The sequence below is a fragment of the Persicobacter sp. CCB-QB2 genome, from assembly GCF_001274635.1.
Taxonomy (GTDB): Bacteria; Bacteroidota; Bacteroidia; order Cytophagales; family Cyclobacteriaceae; genus Persicobacter; species Persicobacter diffluens.
The window spans coordinates 2,465,861-2,486,980 of the sequence record NZ_LBGV01000001.1 but is presented as its reverse complement, the minus strand read 5'-3'; the positions used below and the strand labels follow the sequence as shown (position 1 = coordinate 2,486,980).

Sequence of the window (21,120 nt, the reverse complement as noted above, 5' to 3'; positions counted from 1 at the left end):
AACAGCCGAATGATGGCCTGTCAGCTTCAATATGTCCAAGCAAGGGGTTTGTTATTAGGTTGTTTCAGCGTTTTAAATAACCCAAATATAGCACGAATTTATTCCCGCTAGATTTATTTTGATTCACTATGGGGGCAGATCAATGAGGTTAATTTAGCTGATTTTCTAATTGCCCAAATGGGGCTAGACTTGTTTTCTTTTCATTCTTCTACTTCCTTAAAAAATGGCCCAAGATTGGGATATTCCTTCATTTTGTCCGTTTTGTAGCCAAGCGAGGGTTTTATAGGGCTTTGAGAAAGTCATTAATTATTATTAGAGATTGGGTTGATTTTTTGCTGATTTGTGGGTTTTGAAAAAGATGTAAGGTCGGTTCTTTTTTTTAAGAATAATTGAGTCATTTTGGAGGGATATGACTTCATAGACATCCGAAGTCTGATTTTTCGAGGTTAACTTTTCAGCCCATAAGGCATTAATTTCGTTGCCCATTTCCCTTTCTTGTCTGATCGCCGAGTTAATATGTTCCATATCATGCTGTATAAATAGTTTGTTTCCAATTATCTTATACCTTTTATACAGGGTGTCCCTTTCCGTTGGCGTTATCATGATTTGCGCGAGTTGATTTTCACTGTAAAAGTGGAACAATAGGGTAGGGGCTCCCGGATTATTTAACTTAAAAGTTCCTTTGAGCTGTTGGCTCTGACCTAGCAGGAGACTGTGTTCTGGCTGCTTAGGGGTGGAATTGCAGGCAGCCAGGAAGAGGATGGATAGACAAAGTAGCGGAAGTGATTTCATTTGGTCGTAAGCTAGGGCATGCCTGGATTCTTGCAGGTTATTATTATAATCTGAAGACAAAGCTAAGGTTTCCCGCTTGTTGAATTTATGATGTAATTGATCAAAAAAGAGAGCAGGGCTCGTCCTGCTCTCTGTAATAGGATTTAGGGAAGGTGTAACGGAGGATTTAAAAAGAAGTTAAAATTGAAATGCAATAGGTCATTGAAACCGGGAATTAACACAATTTCCCTTGTTCATGGAAAGTAATCTTATCTCCGTTATTGGGGGGTATTTACTCCCTAAATGCATAAAGAAGTTGTCATATATTATGGATGATCACTCCCTCCTGATTTTAAAGACTTATAGCTTGCTGTTAAGGTTGTTGACTTATAGTGTGGATGGCTGTAGGGAGCGGGTTGAAAATCTGATGATGAAATTCATGTTTTGAATTGATTAGCATGAGGAAAGGGCTTTTGCAATTAGACGGTGGGATCCTTTTCGTTGGCACTGACACCGCTAGATTTAGTCAGAATTATTCACCCTTATATTTGTTTGGCTGGTTCAAGTAGTTTTCTTTCAGGTCGTTAGTGTTGGTTTTGCTGATTTTTTATTAGCCCGAATTATGGTATGCTTGCTTTCTACTCATTAAACTGCTTTCTTGGAAAAAATCTGAAAAAGGGAAATTTCTTTCCTATTTCCCGTCTGGGGACTAAAGGCAGATAAAAGCATGTGCAATTCAGGATAAACCATATCATTCGAATAGATTTCAAGCTATTCACGGCTATTTAGGGTGAATATCTTATAATACTATAGATTTACTTAAAAATAATGATATACAAATTCTAGGGTAATCTAATTTTGGATTACTAAAGCTTGCTTTACACAAACTAGCTACTGCCATATTTAGTGAGGCTGGCCGAGGGTTTTTATTTTCAGTAAATTGTAGGTGGTTTCTCTGGTTTAGTTTAATCGCCTGCTTTGAGTGAAGGGCGTTGGCTCCTCCTTCCTCTGCTTTCTTGGAAAAATTTGAAAAAGGAAAATTTCCTCTATTTTTCCCTTCTGGTGGAAAAATGAGGATTTAAGTATCCTTACTCGGGTGAGAGATGGTGATGTTTTAGAAATGTCTGTGAATTTCTATTTTGATTTGTTAGTGAGGGTGTTATATGGTTTTTGGGAGTCTGAGATGCCTGAAGTAGTATAATTTTGGATGTAATAAATTATAAAAAAATTGGAATATTATTTTGTTCCCTAAAAAAGTTTGCTACATTTGAGCTCTCAAATTAATCAAGGGGCATTAGCTCAGTTGGCTAGAGCGCTACGCTGGCAGCGTAGAGGTCATCGGTTCGAATCCGATATGCTCCACTCTTAAAAATTTCAATATTGAAACCATCAGGTGGAGGTATTGAAATTTCTTGTTTATGGTCCTTTGGTAGTTGTTTTTGGATATAACCGAAGGGGGATTTTTTGTTCGGCGGTTAGCAGAATTACCTTGTAAATGAGTGCTTTTTAGTGATCTGCTTGGAAGAACTTGCCGAATGTTATTATATTGAGTAATAAAATAAAGCGAATAGACAGATGTCAGAGAACGAAAAGAAGTACACTACCATTGACCAGCGTGCCTTTGCTTTAGGTATGGGTAAATGGGGGTGGGGCCAACAGCGTGCCGGCATGCAGGTGATCAGCATGTATCGTCAGGTTTTTGGTCGTGATCCGGAAAAAATAAAAAGAGAGGTGCGCGGGCAAATGATGGAGGTTTTTGCCTATCCGATTGAGATGAGTGACACCATTGACTCTGTATTAAAACGACTGCAAGACGAATTCCCCGAGTCCAAGAAAAAGCCAAGACCAGTAAAGCCACAGCGACCACAAAGACCAGGTGGTGGATATCGCCAGGGTGGTGGCCGAGGTGGATACCAGAATTCCGGTAGGCCACAAGGAGGTGGTTATCGCCCTAATTACCAATCCAGAGATAGAGACGGAGGTCAGCAATCCGGTGAGCGCAGAAGCTATGGAAACCGTGAAGGAGGCTATCAGCAGTCTGGTGAAAGAAGAAGTTATGGTAATCGCGAAGGTGGTTATCAGCAAAGAAGCTATGGGCAGGGTTCCGGTGAGCGTCGCGAAGGAGGTTACCAGCAGCGTCGTCCATATAATCAAGACCGCGAACGTCGCCCCTATAACAACAACGGTGGTGAGCGTCGTGAGGGAGGTTATCAACGTAATTATAATAATGACCGCCGTGAAGGGGGCTATGATAATCGTCGCGAAGGAGGTTATGATAACAACCGTCGAAATTTTCCACCACGTGAGCGTTCTAATGAAGGAGGTTATCAGCGTCGTGAGGGAGGTTATCAGTCCAGGAGAAATGATCTCCCGCCTAGAGAAAGAAGAACCGATTTACCTCCTCGTCGTCCGATAGGAGGCTCCTCGGAGGAAAAATCCAGTGAAGATTAAAATATTCGCTTTATATTTATGGGTACCCCTGACCTTTTTTGGTCCGGGGTATTTTTTTTGTCTTATGTTTTTGTTTGCCAGCTTCTTGAATGTTGAGCAGAGGTAGGTTTGCGTGATTTGATTTTCAAGGATGGATAATTTTATTTTATAATGGATTAATTGAATCCCGATACGCTAAGGAAGAATTAATTTTATATTTTCGTTAGAAGTGGAAGTATAGAACCGTATTTTTTAATTTATTTTTTAGAGATGGAAACAATAATGGAAAAAGGGCCGCTGGAAAGTAAAGGTGGTAAGTCATTACAGTCTTTTTTGGTGATGGCCTTGGGAGTTGCTATTCTCTTGTTGGTGTCTTTGGTCGTAAATCTGATTTTTGGCAAAGGTATTTTACTTTCGGTCATTCTTGGCGTAGTGTTAGTGGTAGGATTATCTGTTATCCTATGGAAAGTGAAAGAGGGTTTTGTGCGCTTACATGCCGATTTGAGGGATTTCACCAGAAAGGCGGAAGATTGGAAAAATAGTGAATATGCCACTTGGGAGTTTAGTTATGTTCATCGGCAGTTATTCAAGGTCTCTAATTATCTGGATGAGCAGGTGGCGCATGCCGAAGCCCTGGGGCGACTGGATTTCCAAACGCGGGAAGTGGAGCAAGAGGATAAATTAGGGCTGGCCTTACAAAAAATGGGGCGACAATTGCAGGAAGCTTCTCAGGAGGAGCGCAAAAAGCAATGGGTGAGTAAAGGGTTGGCGGATTTCTCCGCTTTATTCCGGAGGACTGATAGCCAGAATATTCATGCTTTTTGTGAACAACTGGTTTCAGAACTCTCCAAATATGTGAATGCTAATCAAGTGGCGATGTATGTGGTGGAAGAGAATGAGGAAGCGCAGGTGAGGTTAACGATGAAAGGTTGCTATGCTTTTAATCGTAAGAAGTTCATTGACCATCAGGTAAGTCCTGGTGAGGGCTTGGTAGGGCAGGCGTATTTAGAGAAAATGCCCATATATTTAAAGGATGTTCCGCAGGATTATTATCGCATAACTTCAGGTTTAGGGCAGGCATTGCCCAAGAATGTGTATATCCTGCCGCTGATGTATAACGAACAAGTTCGGGGGGTGTTAGAGATTGCTGCTTTTGATATTTTCGAAGCGCATGAATTGGAATTTATCAATAAATTGGGAGAAGATGTTGCTGCCATGATTGATAGTCAGCAAGTCGGGGAGCGCACGCAGCAATTATTGTCGGAATCTTTAAAGCAAAAGCAGGAATTGGAGGCCAGTGAAGAGGAGCTTCGTCAGAATATGGAAGAGATGCAGGCGACGCAGGAGGAAATGGAGCGATTGAAAAGAGAGGAAGCGGCGACTCAGAAGGCGATGATGAAGCGCTTGAGTAAGCAGAATGATATGATGGAAAAAATACTGGATGAGGTAGAAGGTAAGGTGTATTTGAAGGATCATGAAGGGAAATTTCATTTGTACAATCAGGCGGTAGTGAATGATTATGGGGTGAAACGTGATGAGCTGAAAGGAAAAGATGATTACCACTTTTTCGACTATGAAGTGGCCAAGGGATATTGGGATGCCGAGCTGGAAATTATAAAGAATAAACTGCCGGTGAGGACCATTGAGCGCGTGGAAGTGAATGGGAATGTGAAGTATTGGTTGATCGCTAAGCGTCCAATGTCGATACCTTCGATAGGAACAACCGGATTGCTGGGGATTCAGAGAGAAATTACTGATATCGTGAAAACATCTCCCGGCTATATAGCCCTTTTGCAGGAGCAATACCCGGATCTGAAAATCCTGGTAGATGTGGAGAAGGAGTTTGCTGCAACCTCATAACCCGTATTGTGCCTGCTTAAATCTTCGTTTTGCCGCAAGCTGGGAAATGACGAAAATTTCCCTGTTTCAAGTCTTTTCAAGAACTCAGATGAATGATAAGCAAGCAGGCTTGCCTCAATTTTGGTATTTAAAATATCAGGAGCAGCGTTCCTTAAGCCCCAAAACTTAATTTTGTATGGAGGGGGTTGAGTTTAGAAGGGGTGCTTTAGGATAAGAAAAAGAATAAATATTAATCAGGAGCTTCGGCTCCTTTTTTTGCATAAAAAAAAGGAGGTCTTAGCCTCCTTTCTACACTTATAAATACGAACTACGGATTACTACATCATATTTTGAATGCTGTTCTTTTGTGCATTCTTTTCAGCATTGGCTTTCTGCTTAAACCCTTCCTGGTTGGAAACCGAGAATCTGGCGGGCTTGTTATCAATAGCGAAAGTAATGCCTTTGATGGTTTGAAGTTCGCGGTGGCCATAATCCTTCAATGTGAGGTGGAACTTGTCAATAAAGGCTCTTTTCACATCTTTTAGGCGGGCATCATTCTTATTAGTTACATCAAAATGGGCGCCGATGTAAATGATTTTGCCCTGATACTGCTTCACTACCAATTTGGCCGGTAATCCTCCGATTTCGGTAGTTTTGTTGAGGTCTTCTTTTAATTTATTGCCTATAGTATAACCGAAGAAAGTTTGGGCTTCAGCCATATGGGAAAGGGCAAAAAAGAAGAGGAGGAGGAATAGTTTCTGTAATATTTTCATTCGTATATTGATGTAAGTTTATTTGACTAAGTGAATAATTTTTAGAAGTCTTGATTATTTGATGGATGTAATAATCGTGTAAGTTTTGAACTAAAGTATGACTATTTTCCATATGAAGCAATTACCTAATTCAATTATTTTTTAAACTTTATCTGATTTTCATTGAATTTTTCAGTCCAATTTTTCGAATTATTTGTGTATTCGCTTGATTTGCTGCTGTTTGCGTTTGATTGTACTATGGGGTGAGGGATGTTCGTTTTTGAAGAGAAAAAATGGATGAAAGAAAATGGGGAGGTTGGAATTGCGTGTAAGTTTATAGCGGTTGTTGCGTTTTTAGTTCCAGGAGGTTGACTTATCCAATAAGCAGTTTTCGTGATCAAAAAGCATAATTTTGGAGAGTCCTTGTCGAGCGGGTAGGAATGAGCTGGGGGCTTGTTCTTTTTATGCAGACATTTTTAACCAGAATTATTTTCTGTCGGGTTTTGCGAATAGGTCCAGAGGGACAGTTCGTGATAGGTGGTTTTTCTGATTTTTTTAATAGTTCCAAAATAGGGGAGCGCTTGCTTTCTCCTCGTTCAACTTCTTCCAGGGAAAAACTAGAAATAGGAAAAATTCCTTCATATTCTCCGCCTTGCAGCTAAACGAGAATTTAAGCAAGCGCAATCCGGCTTAATAGTGTTTTTTTAAGGTGGTTAATTTTCAGGAGCGTAAATAAAGTGGGGCCTCATTCAGCTTAGTTCAAGAATGAAATCAAGACGCCCGCCGCCACAGCGGAACCAATCACGCCTGAAATATTGGAGGCCATACAATATTGCAAAATGTGATTCCGAGAATCATAACGGAGACTGATTTCATTGGCCACCCGAGAGGCCATGGGTACAGCCGATAAGCCGGTGGCTCCGATCAGCGGATTGATCTTCTTCTCCGCGAAGAGGTTATAGGTTTTTACGGCCATTATTCCCACGGCAATGGAAATCGCGAAAGCCAAAAATCCGCCCCCCACAATAGAAAGGGTTTTGATATTCAGGAATGTTTGGGCCGTCATGGTAGCGCCCACGGTAAGGCCAAGAAAAATGGTGGCGGCATTCATGATCGGGCCGGAAGCCGCTTCCTTTAACCGAAGCGTATTGGCGCCAATTTCTTTCACCAAATTACCAAAGAGCAACATGCCCACCAGGGGCACAGACGAAGGCACGAAAAAGGCCACTAATCCACCCACAAATAGTGGGAAAAGGATTTTCATCAACCGCATGTTTTTTATTTCATGCTTGGGAGGGAAGCGTTTGTCCATCTCCTTCATATTAATTTTGAGCTCCTGTTCATTCATGGTGTATTTCACTACCAGCGGGATGATAACAGGCACCAAAGCCATATAGGAATAAGCGGCAATGGCAATAGGTCCTAATAAATGAGGAGCCAGCTTAATGGTAGTGTAAATCGCAGTGGGACCGTCGGCACCACCAATGATGCCCAAAGAGGCGGCTTCTTTCAGGCTGAAGCCCATCAGGATGGCCATGATCAGCACCGTGAAAATGCCCATCTGTGCGGCGGCTCCGAAAATGGCCAGCCGCAAGTTCCGGAGCATGGGGCCAAAATCCGTGAGTGCACCAACCCCCATAAAAATGAGTGGTGGCAGTAAACCGGTTTTGATGAGGGCGTAATATAGATAATTCATGATGCCATACTGACTGGCAATTTCCAGAAAGGTGAGGTGCTTGATCTCCTCCTCGGTACTGATGGCCATGCCTCCGCCTAAGGAATTGGCGAGGATCATGCCGAAGGCAATAGGAACCAATAGTAGTGGTTCGTATTGCTTGTAGATGCCCAGATATAGCAAAAACAGTCCCAATGCCAGCATGATAAGGGTGCCCGGACTTTGGAAAAGGTTGCTCAGGGCAGTCATTTCATATAAGTTTTCAATGATTTCCATAAGCTAGAAAAATGGCGCCCCAATCTTGGGGCGCAATGAATATTAGTGCACTTTGATCAGGATGTCATCTTCATCGACACTCTCTCCATCTCCCGGACAAATTTCTGTAATCTGCCCGCCAACATCTGCCGTGATGGCATTATAAACCTTCATGGATTCCACATACCCAATGATGTCTCCTTCCTGTATATTATCGCCCACCTTTTTAGGGCTTTCAGCATTGGATTTGGTCAGGAAGAACTTGCCCTCAATAGGGGCTAGAATCATTCTGGCTTCTTCTTCCGCTTTAGCAGCTATTGGGGGTTGTACTGCTGTTTGATTCGCAGATGCTTTTTCGGAAGCGGGATGGATTTCATAATCCACCTTTACGTGGAATACTTCTCCATTTACCGTCACATTCATTTCGCTGGGGCTGGGCGCAGTGGAATTGATGGTCTTCCCCTCAGAAGTTGGAGGGCTGTTTTTCGCTATTTTTCGTTTTGCCAAATCAGCTTCGAAATCGGCCTTGGCTTTGCCGGATTTAAAAGCACGGTACTGCTCGGGATGCATGGCCAATTCGAAAAGTTCTTCCTCATCCGGTCCAACATCCCAGCCCTGATCTTTCATTTCCTGGCGGAAATTGTCCAAAGCGTCCGGATAAGAATCCTGGGGAATGCCTGTAAAAAATATTTTATTTTGGGCTTTGGCCAGCTGGATAATTTCCGGGTCTACAGGCCCGGGGAGTTGGCCGGATTTGCCCAGGATCATGTCCCATACATTATCGGGGATCATGCTCCAGCGTGCTTTGTTTTTTTCCATGGCCATCACATTGAACATGGCCACATTTTTCACATATTGAGAAAATGGTGTTACCAGCGGCGGGTAGCCGAGTTTCGGCCAAACGTATTGCACTTCATCAAAAAGTTTGATGAGTAATTCATCCTGGCTGAGTGGTCTCAGGCCATTCTTATTTTTAAATTTATTTACCGACTTCAGGTTATCTTCCAGGTCTGCCATTAATGAGCCCATCATGCCCCCGGGCAGTCCCGGGCCAATCAACAGGGAATTCATGAAGCGGTTCTTTGGGTTGATGTAATAGCCTAGGAAGTCATCCATGAATTCCTGCGTCAGTTTCCGCACCTGCATATAGGCTTCCATATTAATATCCGGAACTTCAAATCCGGCATCTCTCAGCATTTCATGGGCAGTGAGTAAATCAACATGACCTGTTCCCCAGGAAAGCGGCTCCATGCCTACATCTATGATTTCCGCTCCGGCCCTGGCCACTTCCAATATGGACGCAGGGGCGAAGCCCGGTCCTGAGTGGGCGTGGTATTGGATAATGATTGCCGGATGTGCAGCCTTTATGCCCTTCACAATTTTCCCCAGCCATGCCGGTCGGCCAATGCCTGCCATATCTTTCACGCAGATTTCATCCGCCCCCATCGCAATCAGCTTTTTCGCCATATCCACATAATATTCCACCGTATGTACTGGGGAGTAGGTGACCGATAGGGTGGCCTGAGCAATCATGCCTGCGGCTTTGGCGAATTTGATCGAATTTTCCAGATTTCGTACATCGTTCAAGCCGCAGAAAGAGCGGGAAATATCAGTGCCCTGTGCTTTTTTGACTTTGAAAAACAACCGGCGAACATCTGCAGGAACCGGACTCATGCGTATTCCATTTAGGGCGCGCTCCAGCATATGGGTTTGGATTCCGGCTTCCTGAAAAGGTTTTGTCCAGGCTCTTACGGCCTTATTGGGGTTTTCACCGAATAATAAGTTCACCTGCTCAAATCCCCCTCCATTGGTTTCTACCCGGGCAAAACAGCCCATTTTCACAATGTGAGGAGCGACTTTAACTAATTGATCCACTCGGGGAACATATTTTCCACTGGATTGCCACATGTCGCGGTAAACCAGGCTGAATTTGATGGCTTTAGACATTTGAAAAAATACTGTTGATTAAAAATTAAGAGACTTTGTCGATGCTCGTGATATGTCCTTTTCCATGGGTAATGACATTTACAGCAGCGGTAATAGCCGCCAATTGAGCAGTGGATATTTTTTGAGGGGATTCAGGCGGGCTTTTAGAGGTGGTAATGGGAAGGGCGTTGGTTTTTTCCTCAGGGAAGAATCGATTGACGATTTGGATTAATACATTCCCTAAACCAACAATTAAAAAGAGGATCAGAAATACGGTGATCATTCCAATCGCTAGTAGCATGGCAGCTTCCTGTAAGGCCTCATTCATAAAAGTGAATTTTGATTGCTGAATAAAATGCTGTAAAGGAAGCTACTATTTTATCTAATAGTCCGGAATGATAATCATCACCAAATTTTCAATTTTATATTATGTTTTGGGTGTTGTTTTGTGAAAAATAAAATATTATTCCATTAATATCGATTTGCGCGAAATATTTATTACTTCGGTCGGGCTTGGTCCGAGTAGTGGATTTTCTATTTTTAAGCTGGATTATTCATGATTAAGCTTGTCCAAATTTGGGTTATTATAAATCAATGAAAATAAACTACTTACTACTTGGTGATAAATAAATCGGTGAATAATTCGGTTTAAGCAAAAAAAGAGGCCCTTTAGGACCTCTCTTGTTTCTACTTCAATGCTTCAGGTGAAGATTTTTAAGTTTCTTCCTGTTCAATGATTTTACAAAGCTTGCGGTACCATTTTTCGCCATATTTCCTTTCCAATGGACCTTTTAGGAATTTATAGACCGGTACTTGTAATTTCTCTCCCAAGCTGCAGGCATCTGCACAAATCGACCACTCATCGTAATTCAGGGCATCGTACTGATCGTATTTGGTGATGCGAATTGGGTAGAGATGACAGCTGATTGGCTTGTGATAATCAATTTTCTTATCCAGATAAGCTTGCTCAATGGCGCATTTCAGGGTGCCATCTTCTTCGATAATGGCATAAGCACATTCTTTACCGTTGATAATCGGGGTGGAGTAATCGCCCTCCCAATCTTCCACATAGATGCCTTCCTCTTCCACTGCTTTGATGCCGGCCTCTGTCATATAGGGCTTTACTTTTTCGTAAACATCCTCCATGATGGCCAGCTCCTCTTTTTCCAATGGAGCCCCAAGGTCCCCCTCAACGCAGCACGCGCCTTTACATTTACTTAAATCGCAGACGAATTTCCGCTCTTTAATGTCGTCACTGATGACTTGATTGTCGACTACAATCATAATATTTTTTGCTAAATGATTTCTTTACTAACTGCTTGATGCACGATCAAAGGGCAAATATAGTGCAAATTTTTTCAGTACTCGGGGCTTTTCATCATTACAGCAGGGATGGGCAGGTGCTTCAATGTCAATATTCATGAAGAAAATTCGGTGCAGACTAGTAGAGAATTGCATTTTTTCGAGGTCACGGGAGGCGGAGATGAAATGCTATTTTAACCCGAATGTGAGCCGTTAGATTCAGTAAAATCAGTTAAATGATTAATTACAGTGTTTTGAGGGGGTGTTTTGTTTCGCTTAAATAAGTCCGCATTTGACTCAGTTTGCCTGCTCCTCTTTTAACTGCTTCATCGGCGAAAATTCAACACAAGGGACAAATCTTTTATTTCTATCGATTTGCCATTTTACGAAGATTAAAGCGTGTATGATTCGGTTTAATGAGGTAATAAAAATGTAGGACAGCTTATTCCGAACTACTTGGGGGCGTAGTTGGCTGCTGTCCTACCTGTAAAATGGACTTCGTTTCCATGCCTGTTTGAAGCAATGGAAAAATAGTTGGTTGGGGGGGTAAAGAATAAAGGGAGCCAACAGCAACGGCCATTGGCGTCCCGCTATGCAATGGAGTAAAAAATGGAGGTTTTTAAATGGGGTTTAATTCTTGTTCTTCTAAATAATACTCATGGGCAGGGAAATTTTTTAAGACATATTCCAAATCTTTATCTCCACGACCAGAAAGGTTAACCAAGATGTTGGCACCTGCATCCATTGTGCCCAGGGTTTTGGCGTAAGCCAATGCGTGCGCACTTTCAAGGGCCGGGATAATGCCTTCCAGCTGAGATAGCTCATAAAAGGCCTGGATACATTCCTCATCAGTGACACTAACATAATCTACCCGGCCGCTGTCTTTTAACATGCAATGCTCCGGCCCTACTCCCGGATAGTCCAGGCCACTGGCGATCGAGTGTACCGGTAGTGGTTCCCCCTTTTCATCTTCCAGATTGTAACATTTAAAGCCATGAATCATGCCTCTCTTGCCTTTGGTCAGTGTGGCGGCGTGTTGGCCATCTAAGTGTATCCCCTTGCCTGCAGGTTCCACCCCATGCAGTTCTACCCGCTCATCCAAAAAGGCACTGAACATGCCGATGGCGTTGCTGCCTCCTCCTACGCAAGCCACAATGTGGTCGGGTAATTTGCCCAGCATTTGCATGTATTGGTCGTGAACTTCCTGCCCAACGATGGCCTGAAAATCCCGAACCATCATGGGGAATGGGTGTGGACCAACCACCGATCCAATGCAATAAATGCTTTTTTCAGGATCTTTAAGATAAGCCTCAAAGGCATTGTCCACTGCTTCCTTTAATGTCTTCAAACCATGGGTAGCCGGAATAACTTTAGCCCCTAAGACAATCATTCGATCCACATTGGGTTTCTCTTTTTGAATGTCCACTTCTCCCATGTGAATTTCACAAGAAAGTCCGAAGTAGGCAGCGGCAGTAGCCAAGGCCACGCCATGCTGACCTGCTCCGGTTTCTGCTATCAATTTATTTTTACCCATTTTTTTGGCCAATAGGGCTTCGGCCATGCAATGGTTGAGTTTATGTGCACCGGTGTGGTTGAGGTCTTCACGTTTTAAGTAAATATGAGCCTGATAGGCTTTTGATAAACGATTACAGTAGTAAAGAGGGGTGGGTCGGCCCTGATAATGTTTTCGGATGCTATTAATTTCCGTCCAGAAGGAAGCATCTTCACGGAGCTTGAGGTACATCTCCGTAATTTTATCAATTTCTTTTTGAATAGGAGCAGGAAGGAAGCTCCCGCCGTAGGAACCAAAAAATCCCTCTGCGTCAGGTGTGGATAAAAAGTCCATAAAAATTTTCTATAGTAAGGGTGATCTTCTATTCTAAACTAATGGCTTTCTTTGAAAAAAGCAGCGCAAAAAATGCAGAGCAAAAAAAAAATAACAATATGAGAAATCGCGCAAATAAAATAATAAGTCTATAAGCGTGAGTTTTTTGTGCTGCCGGATGTGCTCTTTGGTTATTAAGCCAAATAATGAATGCTTCCCTGTTTAGCCGCAAGGCGGGAAAATGTAGCAGGAGTTGCTTATTTCGAAATTTTCCAAAATCGCTTCCAATAATTCGAATTTGCAGCCGGATGGTGTGCTTTTAAACACGCTCCAATACTTCCCATTTCAACCTCCGGGTTTTGACCAATTGGCGAAAAGCTATGGGGTTTGCTGCCGAAGATAGCTCTGACAACCTTTTTTACTATTCACTTCAATCCTCAAATAGCGCCTTGATGGCTTCCGGTAGCGGGTTCGGTGGGGGGCTGGAATTGCTTACAACCTTGATTATTTGTTTCGTTTTTTATCGAGGAAAAATGAAAAATCAACGATTGATGATTAAAAATAATGTATTGATTGGCTGATCTGGCTATTTGCGAAAAAGCCCTGATGGGGCAGGTGTTTTATGAAAATGAATTCTGAATTTATTCGTATCTTGCCGTTCACATTAATCAGAGAAAGCGCAAAAGCAGCATGAATTATTTGGATCAATTGAATCCCCCACAGCGGGAAGGAGTAGTAAACACTGAGGGAGCAACCATGATTATTGCCGGAGCAGGATCAGGGAAGACGCGGGTACTGACGTTTCGTATCGCTCACCTGATGCGCGCCCATGGTGTTGATCCGTTTTCCATCATGTCCCTGACTTTTACTAATAAGGCTGCAAAGGAGATGCGCGAGCGCATAGAGAAAGAAGTGGGCAATGAGGCGCGTAATTTGTGGATGGGAACATTCCACTCTGTTTTTGCAAAAATTCTTCGATTTGAATGTGATAAGCTAGGCTATCCCTCCAACTTTACGATTTATGATGCGGATGACACCAAATCATTGATCAAGACGATCGTGAAGGAAATGCAATTGGATGACAAGCTGTATAAGCCAAATGCAGTTTATGGTCGCATTTCCAATGCTAAGAACAGTCTGGTGAGCTGGCAGGAGTATCTCAATAACCCGATGTACAAAGCCGATGATGAGGCCGCCAAGCGACCGATGCTGGGAGAGATTTATAAGCGCTATGTGGTGCGCTGTTTCAAGGCAGGAGCGATGGATTTTGATGATCTGTTGTTCAATACCAATGTGTTGTTTCGCGATCATCCGGATGTTTTACATAAATATCAGCATCGTTTTCGCTATGTCTTGGTGGATGAGTTTCAGGATACCAACGTTTCACAGTATCTGATTGTGAAAAAATTGGCAGCCGTTCATCAGAACATCTGTGTGGTAGGGGATGATGCGCAGTCCATTTATGCTTTCCGTGGAGCGAATATTCAGAACATTCTGAATTTTGAAAAGGACTTTCCGGATTGCCGTACCATCAAGCTGGAGCAAAATTACCGTTCTACCAGCACGATTGTGAACGCTGCCAATGGCGTAATTGCCAAAAACCAGGGGCAAATCAAAAAGGATGTCTGGACCGCGAATGCCGAAGGGGAAAAAATCGACCTGATTTCTGCCGCCTCAGATGGAGAGGAAGCCAGGCTGATTGCTCAGGGGATTTTCGAGTCCAAGATGCAGAACCAATGGCACAATCAGGATTTCGCGGTATTGTACCGTACCAATGCGCAATCGCGTTCATTGGAGGAGGCCCTGCGTCGTGCAAATTTGAAATATAAAATTGTTGGCGGACTCTCTTTCTATCAGCGCCGGGAGATCAAGGACTTGTTGGCTTACTTCCGTATTGCCCTGAACCCGAATGATGAGCAGGCGGTCGTCCGCTCGATTAATTTGCCAAAGCGGGGCATTGGCCCGGGGACCGTGGATAAAATACGGGTATTTGCTGCCGAGCAATCGGTGGACTTATGGACCGCCCTGCAGCAATGTCGCATGTATTTGCCAGGCAGAGCAGCCAATGCCGTGGATGGTTATGTGACCATGATCAAGGCCATGCAGGTGGATGTTCAGAAATATGATGCCCACGAGGCTGCTCAGAAAATTGCCAAAGCTTCCGGCCTGATGCGCGAGTTGTTTGCGGATAAAACCGTGGAGGGCGTCAGCCGCTATGAAAACGTGCAGGAATTGCTGAATGCGGTGAAGGAGTATGTGGATAATGAGGAAAACGAAGATAAATCCCTGGATGCCTTCTTGCAGGAAGTTTCCCTGCTGACGGGGGTGGATCAGGCGCAGGATGATGATCCGGATGTGGTTACGCTGATGACCATCCACATGGCCAAGGGACTGGAGTTCCGTCATGTATTCCTGACCGGACTGGAGGAAGAATTATTCCCTTCCACCATGATGATGGAGTCCAGAGAAGATTTGGAAGAAGAACGCCGCTTGTTCTATGTGGCCATCACCCGTGCGGAGCAAAAGCTGACCATGTCTTATGCCATGACCCGTTATCGTTTTGGGAAATTGGTCAACTGCGAACCTTCGCGCTTTTTGGAAGAGGTGGAGCCCGGATTATTGAATGTAGCGAAAAAATCTAAGCAGGTAAGTTTTGGAAATGCCGCTCCGGGTGGTAGCTTTGATCGTCCGTCCGGTATTGGTGGAGGTTTTGCTGCGGGAACAGGAGCTTCTGGTGCATCTTATGCCAAGAATTTGGTGCAGCGACCAGTGCCTTCCCGTAAGCCGGTTCCGGCACATAAAGCTTCAGCGGATTTCACCGCTAGTAATCCGGCGGATTTGGCTGAGGGGCAGAAAGTGGAGCATGCTAAATTTGGCTTTGGAAATATTGTGCAGCTGGACCGACAGGGGGCAGCGCCTAAAGCCAAGGTGAATTTTGATAATGTGGGGGAGAAGACATTGCTATTAAGCTTTGCCAAACTTAGAATAGTAGAATAAATGAAAGGACGGTCAGGCAGTGTGGAGTCTGTTAGCCGCAAACCTTTTTATATAGGTAATCACTCTCCGGCCGCTGATCCGGCTGAGGGATAGAGGGGGCTTGTCTGAGTTCCTTTTTGCCGGCACTGGCGTGGATGTTTTTTGCAGTGCCGGCAAAAAGAACGAGCCCCGAAAGCCCGACCGAGTGTAGCGAGGGCAGCCCCAAAAGGAAAATCCAAGGGGGATAAGCTGTTTTTTTAGAAAAAAATTATTTCTTTTACGTCATCATCCGGGCACATGCGTTATACCACTAGCCGGGAATTATAAAATTGAATATATGTTTGTATATAACACCACTAAAGCAGAAATCTTACAACGCGAATATGGACGCAACCTTCAGGAGCTGGCCGCGCATGTGGTAGGGATTGAGGACCGACAAGAAAGAACCAAGGCGGCGCATGCATTGATTCACCTGATGAAGGAGTTGACGCCGAACAAAATGAAGGATTCTCCGGAATATGCGCAGCGTTTATGGGATGATCTGTATATCATGACGGATTTTGCACTGGATGTGGATGGGCCTTTTGAGCGTCCGGAGCCAGCCAGTATTCATAAAAAACCGGCACAGGTGCCTTATTTGGGTGGCCGTCCGTCTTTTATGCATTACGGTAGAAATATCGAGAACATGATCGCCAAGGCTACTGAAATTGAGGATGAAGAAGAGCGACTAGGAGCGGTAGTGACCATCGGAAGACTAATGCGCACCTTCTATTTGCAATGGAATCGCGACAATGTGGATGATAAGGTTATCCTGGCGGATATTAAGCGTTTGTCTCGTGGGAAATTGAAGTTTGATGAGGAGTATATCCTGGAAAATCAACTATTGGTAACTTCCGGACCTACTGGGCGACCAAATCGCAACTACTCCAATAACCGTGGAAGGAAATTCTCGAACAAAGGCCGTAGTCAGGGGCAGAATCGAGGGAATCAAAACCGAAGCGGAGGATATCGCAAAAGAAAAAATTAATAATACTAAAGGAGGCTGGGCAGTCTCCTTTTTTTATTAGTTTTGTTATTCGTGGCTGGTAAAAATCAAGCAGATTATTGCAGGAGTGCCGGCCGGGCAAGTTTTGAGTAATTTTTCTATTTAAAAATTCATAGGACTTTGCCACTCTTTTCGTTAACTATTGTTAGAAACTAAAACCAAACCATATAATGTCGGCATTTAAAATTGAAGGCGGGCACAAGCTGGGTGGGGAGATCACGCCACAGGGTGCTAAGAATGAAGCCTTACAAATTTTGTCAGCGGTATTACTGACCTCGGAGCCTGTAACGATTCACAATATTCCCAACATCCGTGATGTCAATAAGCAAATTGAATTGCTGCGCGACTTTGGCGTTAAGGTGGAGCAGTTAGAAGAAGCAGGAGCATTCCGCTTTACGGCCTCAGATGTTGATCTGAACTTTTTGGAAACCGAGACTTTCCGTACGAAAGCTTCTTCCCTTCGTGGTTCCATCATGATGATTGGTCCCTTGTTGGCGCGTTTTGGGAAAGCTCAGATGCCACAGCCCGGAGGAGATAAGATCGGTCGCCGTCGATTGGATACCCACTTTATTGGTTTGAAAAAACTGGGTGCCAATTTCGTGTTTAATGAAGAGAAGCACCGCTATTTCGTGGACGCGGAGCGTTTGGAGGGGCAATATATTTTGCTGGACGAGGCTTCCGTAACCGGTACAGCCAATCTGGTGATGGCGGCGGTATTGGCCAAAGGAACCACGACCATCTACAATGCGGCATGTGAGCCTTATTTGCAGCAGCTGTGTAAGATGCTGAACCGCATGGGGGCGAACATTCAGGGTGTAGGCTCCAACCTGCTGACCATCGAAGGGGTGGAGGTATTGGGAGGAACTACCCATACGATGTTGCCGGATATGATCGAGATTGGTTCTTTCATTGGTTTAGCGGCCATGACCAAGTCCGAGATTACCATTAAAAATGTACGTGTTGATATGCTTGGACTTATCCCGGATACTTTCCGTAAGCTGGGTATTAAGATTGAGCAGCGTGGTGATGATTTGTTCATCCCGGCGCAGGAGCATTATGAGATCGAGACTTTCATTGACGGTTCTATCCTGACCGTGGCGGATGCCATCTGGCCTGGCTTTACCCCGGACTTATTGTCGATCCTCTTAGTAGTGGCTACGCAGGCGAAGGGTACGATCCTGATTCACCAGAAGATGTTTGAGTCCCGTTTGTTCTTTACCGATAAATTGATTGATATGGGCGCGCAGATCATTCTTTGTGATCCTCACCGCGCAACGGTGATCGGCTTGGATAGAAAATATCCGCTGAGAGGTATCCGTATGACCAGTCCGGATATCCGTGCAGGGGTTTCCTTATTAATTGCAGCACTTTCGGCAAATGGAACGAGTGTGATTGATAATGTGGAGCAAATTGACAGGGGCTATCAGTACATTGATGACCGTTTGCGAGCACTGGGGGCAAAAATTGAACGTATCGAATAAATTTCTTTAAAAGATTGGAAATAAATTCATTATAATCATGAATTTGATTAGAGCTTCTCATCTTAATCTTTGGGTGAGAAGCTTTTTTTTATACCTTTGTGCTTCGATTTGAAAAGCATTTTTTGTTGTTAAAAGATATTCTTTATGGATTTATTTGCTAAGTGTGATGCAAAGAACACACCTCTGGGTAAATATTCAGATGTGGACGAGGGTTACTATATGTTCCCTAAATTGGAAGGGGAGATTGGTCCACGCATGACTTTTCAGGGCCGTCAGGTTTTGAACTGGTCGTTGAACAACTACCTGGGATTGGCGAACCATCCTGAGATCCGTCAGGCGGATGCACAAGCTGCTGCTGACTGGGGATTGGCTTACCCAATGGGTGCGCGTATCATGTCCGGTAATACAGTGAAGCACGAGCAGTTGGAGCGTGAGTTGGCGGATTTCGTAGGTAAAGAGGATTGTTTCCTATTGAACTTCGGTTACCAAGGGGTAGTATCGATCATCGATGCTGTTTTGGACCGTCGTGATGTAGTGGTATATGACGCAGAAAGCCATGCTTGTATTTTGGATGGTTTGCGTTTGCATATTGGTAAGCGTTTCGTTTATGCCCACAATGATATGGAATCATTGGAGAAGCAGTTGGAGCGTGCTGAGCGTTTGGCGAAAGAGACCGGTGGTGGTATTTTGGTGATCACGGAAGGTGTTTTCGGTATGTCAGGTGTGATGGGTAACCTACCAGGTGTAATCAAGCTGAAGGAAAAATATGATTTCCGCTTGTTTGTGGATGATGCCCACGGTTTCGGTACTATGGGTGCTACAGGTGCGGGTACTGGTGAGCAGTTGGAGTGTCAGGACGGTATTGATCTTTACTTCTCTACTTTTGCTAAGTCTATGGCTTCTATCGGAGCTTTCGTAGCGGGTGATGAGAAGATCGTGAAGTACTTGCGTTACAGCTTGCGTTCGCAGATTTTCGCCAAGTCCTTACCAATGCCATTGGTAGTGGGTAACCTGAAGCGTTTGGAGATGTTGAAAAACTCTCCGGCTAAAGATAAGCTTTGGGAAGTAGTGAATGCTTTGCAGTCCGGTTTGAAAGAGCGCGGATTCAACATTGGTCATACGCAAACTCCGGTAACGCCGGTATTCCTATCCGGTACCATGCTGGAAGCAGCGAACCTGACTCAGGATATTCGTGAGCGTTTTAATATTTTCTGTTCCATCGTAATTTACCCGGTAATCCCTAAAGGGCAGATTATGTTGCGTTTAATCCCAACAGCAGCGCATACTTTAGCTGATGTGGAGGAAACGATCAACGCATTTGCGGAAATTAAAGATAAATTAGAAGCTGGCGAATACAATAAAGATGGTGTTGCTGAGCAAATGCCTGATTAATAGCATTTAAGACAATAAACACCCTGAAGGTGTGAAATAGGTATAAAAGGATCGAAATGGGTTCAAAAACGAAGAAAATCTTCATTTTTGGGCAAATTTCGATCTTTTTTTTTGTGCTTTTCCTCAATTAATATCCTCACTTTGTGGATATTTGGTTAAATTCCTTATATTGCTTCTGTGTAACCTTATATATTTATCAACGATAACCTATTTTTAGACAATGAAAAGATTTGACGAAATCAAAGATCTAGTTCTTTCGTTGGAAGCTGACTTCCACAAATTCTATGAAAAAGAGAATCAGGCAGCTGGTACTCGTGTACGTAAAGGTATGCAAGAGTTGAAAAACCTGGCGCAAGAGATTCGCGTGGAAGTTCAGGAGCGTAAAAACTCAAAAACCTCTGCTTAATTTTTTCAACTAGGAAAAAAGAAATTCACAGGTGAGCCCTGAGAGGAAAGCCATTCCATAGCGGAGTGGCTTTTTGTCATTTAATCTCCTTCATTTATGCGTTATTTTTTTACAGTTGTGGTCTGCTGTTTGCCTCTCACCTTGCTGGCGCAGCAACCAGATTTTCGAAAAGACTTTTTAGAAAAAAAGGAGGTTCCGGGGAAGTGTTGCGCTAGCTTTCACTGGCAGATGCTTTGGAGGCTTTTCATACAGAAGGCAAGCCCATCTATTTATTTATTACTACGAATGGCTGTTCCCCTTGTAGGTTTATAAAGCATCATACATTTAACAGTGCAGAGGTTGCTGCTTTGTTAAATCAACAGTATTCGGTATGCGAGCTGAATTTGAACAGGCTTAGTGAGATCGCATTTATGGGCAAGACTTATTCTTCTGAAGAAGGGAAGGTGAACCCCTTTTGGGAATTGTTTTCCGAAATTCAGGCTTTTCCAAATCATGTGGTGATGCTACCCGCTTCCGGGGAGGAGAAGTCCTATACTGCTGTTTGTGCTAATGCCGGTATGGGTTCGGAAACGATGACTTATTTTCTGAATAAATATATCGGTACAGAAATGTGGAAGACCAGACCAGTTTTTACAAAGGTATGGCGAGAAAAGTATCCGAATTTACCCAATGCTTTTACGCTTTAAGCCGAATTATTCACTGACAGGGTTGGATGGTTAATGGAAGTGGGTTGGTATCAGTGTGTTGTGTGTAATAAAAACAAACCGCAATGCAAGAATGGAAACCAATAGAATTAAGAGAACTATACGACGAGATTCTTTAAACTGAATCTGATTTGAATGGTGAACTTTGGAATTTTTGGTAATTGATTAAAATTGACCTAGAAAAATGGTCTGAACTTCAGTATGGAGATTTATGAGATGGATTTTGGGCTGTTGCGATTTGTGGAAAGAAGGTAATTTGGTACAATGATATTGAGGACGGATTCAATATTTCTGATTACAAAGAATACGGAAAGATAACAGGATATTGTTGCAATCAGGAT

The 21,120-nt window shown here is 43.6% G+C and carries 16 protein-coding genes and 1 tRNA gene; 11 read left to right on the top strand and 6 right to left on the bottom strand.

Annotation, left to right across the window (positions count from 1 at the left end):
- The first annotated feature begins 1,027 nt into the window (after positions 1-1,027).
- The 4 genes from NG22_RS17825 to NG22_RS11010 all read left to right on the top strand — a co-directional run bounded on the left by NG22_RS17825 (position 1,028) and on the right by NG22_RS11010 (position 5,061).
- The gene (locus NG22_RS17825; RefSeq protein WP_157601018.1) at positions 1,028-1,219 is read left to right on the top strand and encodes a hypothetical protein; all 192 of its coding nucleotides are present in this window, start codon (positions 1,028-1,030) and stop codon (positions 1,217-1,219) included.
- Positions 1,220-2,059: 840 nt separating this feature from the next.
- Positions 2,060-2,133: transfer RNA gene (locus tag NG22_RS11020), tRNA-Ala, on the top strand.
- Positions 2,134-2,346: 213 nt separating this feature from the next.
- Positions 2,347-3,222: a hypothetical protein gene (locus NG22_RS11015; RefSeq protein WP_053405775.1), complete on the top strand. Its 876-nt coding sequence runs from the start codon at positions 2,347-2,349 to the stop codon at positions 3,220-3,222.
- 249 nt (positions 3,223-3,471) lie between these two features.
- A complete protein-coding gene (locus NG22_RS11010; protein WP_082305061.1) occupies positions 3,472-5,061 on the top strand; it encodes a GAF domain-containing protein in 1,590 nt (529 codons plus the stop codon).
- 317 nt (positions 5,062-5,378) lie between these two features.
- Here the strand turns inward: NG22_RS11010 and NG22_RS11005 are convergent, their stop codons facing one another.
- The 6 genes from NG22_RS11005 to trpB all read right to left on the bottom strand — a co-directional run bounded on the left by NG22_RS11005 (position 5,379) and on the right by trpB (position 12,796).
- Positions 5,379-5,813, bottom strand: a complete 435-nt coding sequence (locus tag NG22_RS11005; protein ID WP_157601016.1) for a hypothetical protein — start codon at positions 5,811-5,813, stop codon at positions 5,379-5,381.
- Between the two features lie 733 nt (positions 5,814-6,546).
- Entirely contained in the window at positions 6,547-7,743 is a 1,197-nt protein-coding gene (locus tag NG22_RS11000; protein WP_053405772.1) for a sodium ion-translocating decarboxylase subunit beta, read from the bottom strand.
- Positions 7,744-7,785: 42 nt separating this feature from the next.
- Positions 7,786-9,669 (bottom strand): biotin/lipoyl-containing protein, encoded by a 1,884-nt coding sequence (locus NG22_RS10995; RefSeq protein ID WP_053405771.1) that lies wholly within the window; start codon positions 9,667-9,669, stop codon positions 7,786-7,788.
- A 25-nt stretch (positions 9,670-9,694) separates the two neighbouring features.
- Positions 9,695-9,976 carry an OadG family protein gene (locus NG22_RS10990; protein ID WP_053405770.1) on the bottom strand — a complete coding sequence of 94 codons (282 nt, stop codon included), beginning with the start codon at positions 9,974-9,976 and terminating at the stop codon, positions 9,695-9,697.
- Positions 9,977-10,362: 386 nt separating this feature from the next.
- The gene (locus tag NG22_RS10985) at positions 10,363-10,932 is read right to left on the bottom strand and encodes a DUF3109 family protein (RefSeq protein ID WP_053405769.1); all 570 of its coding nucleotides are present in this window, start codon (positions 10,930-10,932) and stop codon (positions 10,363-10,365) included.
- A gap of 637 nt (positions 10,933-11,569) precedes the next feature.
- Positions 11,570-12,796 (bottom strand): tryptophan synthase subunit beta, encoded by a 1,227-nt coding sequence (gene trpB / locus NG22_RS10980; protein WP_053405768.1) that lies wholly within the window; start codon positions 12,794-12,796, stop codon positions 11,570-11,572.
- Positions 12,797-13,155: 359 nt separating this feature from the next.
- On the opposite strand from trpB, the gene NG22_RS18040 reads away from it, so the two are divergent.
- The 7 genes from NG22_RS18040 (at position 13,156) to NG22_RS17410 (ending at position 20,761) form a co-directional block, all read left to right on the top strand.
- A complete protein-coding gene (locus NG22_RS18040; protein WP_053405767.1) occupies positions 13,156-13,356 on the top strand; it encodes a hypothetical protein in 201 nt (66 codons plus the stop codon).
- A gap of 109 nt (positions 13,357-13,465) precedes the next feature.
- A complete protein-coding gene (locus NG22_RS10970; protein ID WP_053405766.1) occupies positions 13,466-15,772 on the top strand; it encodes an ATP-dependent helicase in 2,307 nt (768 codons plus the stop codon).
- 316 nt (positions 15,773-16,088) lie between these two features.
- The gene (locus tag NG22_RS10965) at positions 16,089-16,778 is read left to right on the top strand and encodes a DUF4290 domain-containing protein (protein ID WP_053405765.1); all 690 of its coding nucleotides are present in this window, start codon (positions 16,089-16,091) and stop codon (positions 16,776-16,778) included.
- Positions 16,779-16,966: 188 nt separating this feature from the next.
- Complete coding sequence (gene murA, locus NG22_RS10960; protein ID WP_053405764.1) at positions 16,967-18,277, top strand: UDP-N-acetylglucosamine 1-carboxyvinyltransferase; 1,311 nt, start codon at positions 16,967-16,969, stop codon at positions 18,275-18,277.
- A gap of 144 nt (positions 18,278-18,421) precedes the next feature.
- Positions 18,422-19,669: an aminotransferase class I/II-fold pyridoxal phosphate-dependent enzyme gene (locus tag NG22_RS10955; RefSeq protein WP_053405763.1), complete on the top strand. Its 1,248-nt coding sequence runs from the start codon at positions 18,422-18,424 to the stop codon at positions 19,667-19,669.
- A 220-nt stretch (positions 19,670-19,889) separates the two neighbouring features.
- The gene (locus NG22_RS10950; RefSeq protein ID WP_053405762.1) at positions 19,890-20,075 is read left to right on the top strand and encodes a hypothetical protein; all 186 of its coding nucleotides are present in this window, start codon (positions 19,890-19,892) and stop codon (positions 20,073-20,075) included.
- A 233-nt stretch (positions 20,076-20,308) separates the two neighbouring features.
- The gene (locus tag NG22_RS17410; protein WP_072159063.1) at positions 20,309-20,761 is read left to right on the top strand and encodes a DUF255 domain-containing protein; all 453 of its coding nucleotides are present in this window, start codon (positions 20,309-20,311) and stop codon (positions 20,759-20,761) included.
- The last annotated feature ends 359 nt before the right edge of the window (positions 20,762-21,120 follow it).